We start from the raw sequence: 432 nt of genomic DNA on the forward strand, positions 1-432 counted from the left end.
GTGTCCCCTCTGAGGAGCGCCTGCGCGCCAGCGCGAAGGTAGGGATGAGAAAACAAGGTTAAATCGCCGACCTCATCTACGACACGCCGACGCTGCAAGGCATTGAGTGCTGCCATCTGATCTTCTGTAAATGAAGGCTCCACGCCATATTGGGGAAGCGGAGGCGTATCTCCAGAAAAACTCCAGACTCCCAATTCTGGCACCAGCCCGGGCTCCTCATCGCCGCCATTGATGATGAACGAAAGTTCCGTATCAGAGGCACCGGTGGAATTTGTCGTTGCCAAGGCGACGGCCCGCAACAAACTCTCATATGCCGGGCCCTTCTCAGCGAGTTGGACAACGAAGTCGAATGCGTCACTGCGTGCCTGGCGAATAATCTCGGCGTCAGAAGCATTGGGAGGCAACTGCGCATGAGTCTGGGCAAGATATGTA

1 protein-coding gene is annotated in these 432 nt (G+C 56.0%); it reads right to left on the bottom strand.

The window, feature by feature from the left end:
* Nucleotides 1-432 (bottom strand): hypothetical protein (locus EN780_RS39595; RefSeq protein ID WP_189557205.1); only part of this gene is annotated, 432 nt, incomplete at both ends.

The sequence above is a fragment of the Mesorhizobium sp. M4B.F.Ca.ET.089.01.1.1 genome, assembly GCF_004022605.1.
Taxonomy (GTDB): Bacteria; Pseudomonadota; Alphaproteobacteria; order Rhizobiales; family Rhizobiaceae; genus Mesorhizobium; species Mesorhizobium abyssinicae.